Annotated in this window: 7 protein-coding genes and 2 tRNA genes; 3 read left to right on the forward strand and 6 right to left on the reverse strand. The window is 63.4% G+C overall.

What is annotated here, in order from left to right; translation table 11 throughout:
• Positions 1 to 111: 111 nt before the first annotated feature.
• A tRNA-Gly gene (locus PMI38_RS20525) sits at positions 112 to 187 on the reverse strand.
• 2 nt (positions 188 to 189) lie between these two features.
• Positions 190 to 265, reverse strand: a tRNA-Glu gene (locus PMI38_RS20530).
• 318 nt (positions 266 to 583) lie between these two features.
• On the opposite strand from PMI38_RS20530, the gene PMI38_RS20535 reads away from it, so the two are divergent.
• The gene (locus tag PMI38_RS20535) at positions 584 to 1,351 is read left to right on the forward strand and encodes a hypothetical protein (RefSeq protein WP_008098102.1); all 768 of its coding nucleotides are present in this window, start codon (positions 584 to 586) and stop codon (positions 1,349 to 1,351) included.
• Positions 1,352 to 1,473: 122 nt separating this feature from the next.
• On the opposite strand, the gene PMI38_RS20540 is transcribed toward PMI38_RS20535, so the two are convergent.
• Together PMI38_RS20540 and PMI38_RS20545 are read right to left on the reverse strand one after the other, a co-directional pair.
• Positions 1,474 to 1,956 (reverse strand): GAF domain-containing protein, encoded by a 483-nt coding sequence (locus PMI38_RS20540; RefSeq protein ID WP_008098104.1) that lies wholly within the window; start codon positions 1,954 to 1,956, stop codon positions 1,474 to 1,476.
• A complete protein-coding gene (locus tag PMI38_RS20545; RefSeq protein ID WP_008098107.1) occupies positions 1,957 to 2,844 on the reverse strand; it encodes an ATP-binding protein in 888 nt (295 codons plus the stop codon).
• Between the two features lie 165 nt (positions 2,845 to 3,009).
• Here PMI38_RS20545 and PMI38_RS20550 point away from each other — a divergent pair, with 165 nt between their 5' ends.
• Positions 3,010 to 5,367 (forward strand): response regulator, encoded by a 2,358-nt coding sequence (locus tag PMI38_RS20550; RefSeq protein ID WP_043274047.1) that lies wholly within the window; start codon positions 3,010 to 3,012, stop codon positions 5,365 to 5,367.
• Here PMI38_RS20550 and PMI38_RS20555 read toward each other — a convergent pair.
• Complete coding sequence (locus PMI38_RS20555; protein ID WP_008098111.1) at positions 5,357 to 5,845, reverse strand: glutathione peroxidase; 489 nt, start codon at positions 5,843 to 5,845, stop codon at positions 5,357 to 5,359. The two genes, PMI38_RS20550 and PMI38_RS20555, sit on opposite strands and share 11 nt — an antisense overlap.
• 2 nt (positions 5,846 to 5,847) lie before the next feature.
• Positions 5,848 to 6,249 carry a peptide-methionine (R)-S-oxide reductase MsrB gene (gene msrB / locus PMI38_RS20560; protein ID WP_008098113.1) on the reverse strand — a complete coding sequence of 134 codons (402 nt, stop codon included), beginning with the start codon at positions 6,247 to 6,249 and terminating at the stop codon, positions 5,848 to 5,850.
• A 168-nt stretch (positions 6,250 to 6,417) separates the two neighbouring features.
• Between msrB and PMI38_RS20565 the strand changes: the two genes are divergently transcribed.
• Complete coding sequence (locus PMI38_RS20565) at positions 6,418 to 7,629, forward strand: pyridoxal phosphate-dependent aminotransferase (RefSeq protein WP_008098115.1); 1,212 nt, start codon at positions 6,418 to 6,420, stop codon at positions 7,627 to 7,629.
• The last annotated feature ends 138 nt before the right edge of the window (positions 7,630 to 7,767 follow it).

Consider the following 7,767-nt stretch of genomic DNA (forward strand, 5'->3'; position numbering starts at 1 on the left):
GCCACTAGACGAAGGGGACACACAACACTTTTCAGTGCACCAGAACATGAACCTCGCGATTCAGCCTGGATTTTCTTTTCCTGCCCCGCCGTCAAGCGTTGCCGGAGAAACTGGAGCGGGAAACGAGACTCGAACTCGCGACCCCGACCTTGGCAAGGTCGTGCTCTACCAACTGAGCTATTCCCGCATTGGCGTCCCCTAGGGGACTCGAACCCCTGTTACCGCCGTGAAAGGGCGGTGTCCTAGGCCACTAGACGAAGGGGACACGCTACAAGCATTACTGCTTGCTTTCACTCCCTGCCGCGTTTCGCTGTGTGCTTTACGCTGCAAGTGGCGCGCATTCTATGGATGCCGTGAAAGGTCGTCAACCCTTTTCTAGAAATTTATTTAAATCAATGACTTCGCTCTCTATATAGGCTGTTAGCAAGCACCGTCCAAGGATTGGCGTTGATTTTCTGACGGCCTCGTCGCAAAGTGCCATCACTGGAGAAACCACCCGACCAGCCGACACAGGGTGACGTGGCGAGTGGGCTGGCCTGTTCGCTACACTCTCAATGTAAAACTTCCTGATGAGGCGTTAACGGTGACACCACTTCTGATCACACTGCTCATCGTTGCGGGTATCGCGTTGCTGATCGTGATCGGCTACCTCAACAACGTGGTCGAGAACAGCAAACTGGAACGCGCGCGGCTGAAGATCGAACTCGCCGACCGCCTGCGCCGCTGTGGCGAAATCACCGAAACCTTCCCCGGCCAGTTCATGACCCCGGCCCTCAAGCTGCTGCTGACCCGCCTGGAACTCAACCTCAACCAGCGGCAACTGACGCTGGACAAGCACAACGCCGAACTCAAGGCACGCATCGCCGAACTCGAAGACCTCATCGCCCAGGGCGAGCGAATCCCGGTGAACAACCCACCGAGCCCGATCCAGACCGAGGCCAAGGCCAAGGACGTGCGCTTCCTGCTCGAGGCCTTGCATACCCAGATCGTCAAGGCCACCCACGAGAACGTCCTGCAAACGACCGAGGCCAAGCATTGGGTAAAGGAGATTCGTCACCTGCTGGTGCTGCTGCATATCGAGTTCTTCAACAACCTTGGCCAGCAAGCGCTGCAGCAAGAGCAGCCGGGGCAAGCGCGACTGGCGTTCGAGCGGGGCGTGCAGTACCTGCGCAAGCAGCCTGAACCGAAGGTGTATGAAGAGCAGCTGACCTACCTGGAGAAATTGCTGGCGCGGGCCAATGCCCAGGTGCTGGACCGGATGGAGCCGGCGGAGAATGACGAGAATGCGCTGACCCAGGGCTTGAAGACCGATGAGGACGAGACCTGGAAGAAGCGGGTGATCTACGACTGACCTGTGTCGGCCTCTTCGCGGGACAAGCCCGCTCCCACAGGTACAGCGCAGCATTCAAGATCTGCGGGTATCTGTGGGAGCGGGCTTGTCCCGCGAAGAGGCCGGCACAGGCACAGCAGCAATCAGCAGTCGGTCAATTCCAGAAAGACCGCCACCAACCGCTCCAACCCCACCTGATCCACCTCACTGAACCGCCCCAGCTTCGGGCTGTCCAGGTCCAGCACGCCAATCAGCCTGCCCTCCTTCACCAGCGGAATCACCAGTTCGCTGTTCGACGCACTGTCACAGGCAATATGCCCCGGGAAGGCATGCACATCTTCCACCCGCTGGGTCTGCCGAGTAGCCGCCGCCGCGCCGCACACACCCCTGCTGAACGGAATGCGCACACACGCCACCTGCCCCTGGAACGGGCCAAGCACCAGCTCTTCATTGCGATTGAGGTAAAACCCCGCCCAGTTCAGGTCGTCCACCTGGTTATAGAGGAACGCCGAGAACTGCGCGGCATTGGCGATGAAGTCGCGCTCGTCGGCAAACAGCGCCTGCACTTGCGCAGCCAGCAGGTCATAGCCGTCGAGGCCGGTGCCACTGGCATTGAGGTCGATCATTTACTTCTGCTCCAACAATTGCAGCCCGACCCAATAGCGGGCGAACTGATAGGCACAACGGCCATTACGGTTACCGCGGCCGGTGGCCCAGCGCACGGCGAGGATGTCGAGTTCTTCGGTACGTTGCCAGGCCAGCCCGGCAGTGCCGGCCAGCTGGCCGATCCAGTGTTCGACCACGTCGAGGAAGTGTTCCTGGGTGAAGGGGTAGAACGACAGCCACAAGCCAAAACGGTCGGACAAGGCAATCTTGTCTTCCACCGCTTCGCTGGGGTGCAGCTCGCCATCGACGCGCTTCCAGTTCTCGTTGTCGCTTTCCTTCTCCGGCACCAGGTGGCGGCGGTTGGAGGTGGCGTACAGCAGCACGTTGTCCGGCGCCTGCTCCAGCGAGCCGTCGAGCACGCTCTTGAGCACCCGGTAGTCGCCCTCCCCGGCTTCGAACGACAGGTCGTCGCAGAACAGGATGAAGCGCTGCGGCAGTTTCTGCAGCTGTTCGACCACCCGTGGCAGGTCGGCCAGGTGATCGCGCTCGATTTCGATCAGGCGCAGTCCGACGCCCGCATGCTCGGCCAGCAAGGCGCGCACCAGCGAAGACTTGCCGGTGCCGCGCGACCCCCACAGCAAGGCGTGGTTGGCCGGCAGGCCGTGGATGAACTGGTGGGTGTTGCGGCCCAGCTGGTCACGTTGCTTGTCGACCCCGATCAGGTCGGTCAGGCGGATGTCCAGGCTGACTTCCAGCGGCATCAGATAGCCCGTGCGGCCGTCGCGCTGCCAGCGCGCGGCCAGGGTGGTGGCCCAGTCGATGGTCGGGCGGGGCGCCGGCAACAGCGGTTCGAGACGCGCCAGCACCGATTCCGCGCGTTCCAGGAAAGCATTCAAGCGAGCGTCCATGAGGACTCCTTCGGACTTCAGTTCTTTGGGGCCGCTTCGCGCCCCATCGCCGGCAAGCCGGCTCCCACCAGGACTGATGCGATCCCTGTGGGAGCCGGCTTGCCGGCGATGGGGCGCGAAGCGGCCCCCTCATCAGCGATCAACAGCAGCCGGGGCTGATCGGCTATGCTTGCGCAGCGCAAGGGATGTGAAACCGGCTCGGGACCCATGGATATAAAGTTCACCAATCGCCTGTCATACAAGCAAGCCCGGCTGACAGTCCTGGTCGGCTTCATCCTGGGAACATTGCTCAGCCTCATCCAGATCGGCATCGATTATGCCAGCGTCGATGCATCCATCAACCGCGAAGTGCAGGCACTGCTGCAAGTCAGCCACACCCCGGCTTCGCGCATCGCCTACAACATCGATTCGGAACTGGCGCTGGAGCTGACCCGGGGCCTTTTGCAAGCGCCAGCGGTGATCCGCGCCCGGCTGATCGACAACAACGAAACCGTGCTGGCCGACGTCGAACGCCCACGCCTGCAGGACCGCTACCGGCCCCTGAGCGACTTCCTGTTCGGCGAGCAGCGCCAGTTCCAGGGCCGGCTGTTCCTGGCGCACATGCCACAGGAATACCTCGGCACCCTCTACCTGGACATCGACACGTTCGCCTCCGGCACCCGCTTTCTCGACCGCGCCAAGGTCACGCTGCTCAGCGGCTTCACCCGCAGCCTGGTGCTGACCGGGATCCTCCTGGGGCTGTTCTACCTGATGCTGACCAAGCCACTGGTGACGGTGATCGCCGCACTCAGTGGCGGCGACCCGCGCCAGCCGCGGCAAAACCGCGTGGAATGCCCACCCGGCCACGAGCGTGATGAGATCGGCGTGCTGGTCAAGGTCGCCAACCAGCAGTTCGTCAGCATGGCCACCGAGATCCAGCAACGGCGCAGCGCCGAAAACCGCCTGACCGAGTACCTCAATGAACTGGAAAACATCGTCTCGGCGCGGACCGACGAACTCAAGGCCATCAACAGCCGCCTGAGCCAGTCCAACCAGGAGCTGGAAGAAGCCCGCCAGCGCGCCCTCGACATGGCCCAGGCACGCGCGGCCTTCCTGGCCAACATGAGCCACGAGATCCGCACCCCCCTCAATGGCATGCTCGGCATGATCGCGCTGGCCCTGGACAGCCCGCTGGACAGCGAACCCCGTCAGCAACTGGCGATCGCCCACGACTCGGGCAAGGTGCTGGTGGAACTGCTCAACGATATCCTCGACCTGTCCAAGTTCGATGCCGGGCAACTGGAGCTGGAGCGCATCCCGTTCGACATGGGCGCAATGGTCGAGGACACCGCCAACCTGCTGTCACAGAACGCCGCGCAGGGTGTCGAACTCACCTGCCTGATTGCCAGCGACTTCCCAAGCTCGGTGCTGGGCGACCCGACCCGGGTGCGCCAGGTGGTCAGCAACCTGCTGTCCAATGCCCTCAAGTTCACCCGCTTCGGCCGCGTCGACATCCGCCTGGTGCGCATCAGTGGCGGTGTGCGCCTGGAGGTGAGCGATACCGGTATCGGCATCCCCGAGGAAGCCCAGGCGCGTATCTTCCAGCCTTTCACCCAGGCCGGTGCCGGCATCACCCGTCAGTATGGCGGCACCGGGCTGGGGCTGGCCCTGACCCACAACCTGTGCAAGGCCATGCAAGGGCGCCTGCATATCCAGTCCGAGACGGGTCGGGGCAGCCGCTTCAGCGCCGAACTGCCGCTGCCCGCCCACACCGAAGCCATCGCCCCCGCGCCATTGCACGGCCAGGTGGTGGCCCTGAGCGCCGCCACCAGCGGCCTCAGCGAGCTGCTGCAGGGCCTGCTGCCGAGTTGGGGGCTGAGTTACCGGCGCCACGACAGTGTCGCCAGCCTGCCCAGCGACGGCATCGACCTGCTGATCACCGATGACCTCGACCACCTGCTGCAACTGCGCCCCGCGCTCGAAGCGCCGATTCTGCTGGTGACCGCCTACGGCAACTTCCTGCCCGCCGAGCAGTCTGCGCAACTGGCGCCGCTGCACCAGCTGGCCCGCCCCCTGGCGCGCAATGCCCTGTACCAGACCCTGCGCCGCACCCTGCAGGGCCAGGCGCCGGAGCACCCGCTGGCAGCCCCGGCGCCCAGCGCCAAAGACGGCCGCGCACGCATCCTGCTGGTAGAAGACAACCCGGTGAACCAGTTGGTGGCCAAAGGCATGCTGGCCAAGCTCGGCTGCCAGGTACAGCTTGCTACCCAGGGCGCCGAGGCCCTGGAACTGCTGGCGCAAGAAACGTTCGACCTGGTGCTCATGGACTGCAACATGCCGGTGATGGACGGCTACGAGGCCAGCCGACGCATCCGCCAGAGCGGCCGCTGGCCGGACCTTCCGATCGTCGCCCTGACCGCCAACGCCATGCCCGAGGAGCGTGAACGCTGCCGCGCGGCGGGCATGAACGACTACCTGGCCAAGCCGTTTCGCCGCGAAGAGCTATTGGCGCTGATCGACCACTGGGTGCCGCTCAGCGGCTGAGCAGCCGCTCGATGTCGGCTTCCAGCGCCTGGGGCTTGGTGCTGGGGGCATAGCGCTTGACCTTGCCGGTTGCCGGATCGACCAGGAACTTGGTGAAGTTCCACTTGATCTTCTGCGACCCCAAAAGGCCCGGGGCACGCTGCTTGAGCTCGACGAACAGCGGATGGGCGCCTGCGCCGTTGACCTCGATCTTGCGAAACAGCGGGAAGCTCACACCGAAATTGAGCTCGCAGAACTGTGCAATTTCGCGCGAATCCCCCGGTTCCTGCTTGCCGAACTGGTTGCAGGGGAAGCCCAGCACCATCAGGCCGCGCTCGTGGTAATCCTGCCACAGCTGCTCCAGGCCCTTGTACTGAGGGGTGAAGCCGCACTGGCTGGCGGTGTTGACCACCAGCAGCGCCTTGCCGGTGAAGTCGCCCAGCACCTTGTGCTCGCCGCCGAGGGTCACACAGGGGATGTCCAGCATCGATGTGGCCATGATCAGGCTCCGTCGTGGGGTTTGAAGTCCAGGCACACCGAGTTGATGCAATAGCGCAGGCCGGTCGGTGGCGGGCCGTCGGGGAACACGTGGCCCAGGTGGGCATCGCACTGGGCGCAGGTGACTTCGGTGCGGATCATGCCGTGGGTGGTGTCACGGATCTCGATCATCGCGCTTTCTTCAATGGGCGCATAGAAGCTCGGCCAGCCGCAGCCGGAGTCGAACTTGGTCTGCGAATCGAACAGGGCCAGGTCGCAGCAGATGCAGTGGTAGACACCGGCGCGGCGCTCGCTGTTGTACTTGCCGCTGAACGGCCGCTCGGTGCCCTTCAGGCGGCACACCTGGTACTGCGCCGGGTCGAGCATCGCACGCCATTCTTCCAGGGTTTTTTCGATCTTTTGCATGTGGGGACCTCGGCAGGCTGAATTTCACCTCGCGCCGTCTTTTCCGTAGCGCGGGTGGCACGTATATTAGTTGGCTTCGTGTGCAAGGCCTCAAGTCTGGCACCCGCGCCCTGCCCTTTCAAACCTTTCGACGGCGGCGCACCGCGTATTCTCAATCGGGATCACATCATGCAGTTCAGCAAATCGAACAAGCTCGCCAATGTCTGCTACGACATTCGCGGCCCAGTGCTCAAGCACGCCAAACGCCTGGAAGAGGAAGGCCATCGCATCCTCAAGCTGAACATCGGCAACCCGGCGCCGTTTGGCTTCGAGGCGCCGGACGAAATCCTCCAGGATGTGATCCGCAACCTGCCCACCGCCCAGGGCTACAGCGACTCCAAGGGCCTGTTCAGCGCGCGCAAGGCGGTGATGCAGTACTGCCAGCAGAAGGAAATCGAGGGCGTCACCATCGAGGACATCTACCTCGGCAACGGTGTGTCCGAGCTGATCGTCATGTCGATGCAGGCGCTGCTCAACAACGGTGACGAAGTACTGATCCCGGCCCCTGACTACCCACTGTGGACCGCTGCCGTGAGCCTGGCCGGCGGCAAGCCGGTGCACTACCTGTGCGACGAGCAGGCCGACTGGTTCCCGGACCTGGACGACATCAAGGCCAAGATCACCCCGAACACCAAGGCCCTGGTGATCATCAACCCGAACAACCCGACCGGCGCCGTGTACTCCAAAGAGCTGCTGCTGGGCATGCTGGAGCTGGCCCGCCAGCACAACCTGGTGGTGTTCTCCGACGAGATCTACGACAAGATCCTCTACGACGAAGCCGTGCACATCAGCACCGCCTCGCTGGCACCTGACCTGCTGTGCCTGACCTTCAACGGCCTGTCCAAGTCGTACCGGGTCGCGGGTTTCCGCTCTGGCTGGCTGATCATCTCCGGGCCCAAGCACCATGCCCAGAGCTACATCGAAGGCATCGACATGCTGGCCAACATGCGCCTGTGCGCCAACGTGCCGGCCCAGCATGCCATCCAGACCGCCCTGGGCGGCTACCAGAGCATCAACGACCTGGTGCTGCCGCCGGGCCGCCTGCTGGAGCAGCGTAACCGCACGTATGAGCTGCTGAACGAAATCCCGGGCGTGAGCTGCGTGAAACCGATGGGGGCGCTGTATGCCTTCCCGCGTATCGACCCGAAGGTCTGCCCGATCCTCAATGACGAGAAGTTCGCGCTGGACCTGCTGCTGTCCGAGAAATTGTTGATTGTTCAGGGCACGGCGTTCAACTGGCCGTGGCCAGATCACTTCCGCGTGGTGACCTTGCCGCGGGTGGATGACCTGGAAGCGGCGATTGGCCGTATCGGTAACTTCCTGCGGACTTATTCGCAGTAAGGTTCGGCTGGGGTTTTGTGGTGGCGCGTAGATCGAGCGCCGCCCGCGCGGCGCATCGCGAGCAAGCTCGCTCCTACATTTGTTGCAACGTGCCGCGGTCTGTCAGGCCATGGTTGACCGCTTTTTGGCGTCCGCCGA

The sequence above is a fragment of the Pseudomonas sp. GM84 genome (genome assembly GCF_000282535.1).
Taxonomy (GTDB): Bacteria; Pseudomonadota; Gammaproteobacteria; order Pseudomonadales; family Pseudomonadaceae; genus Aquipseudomonas.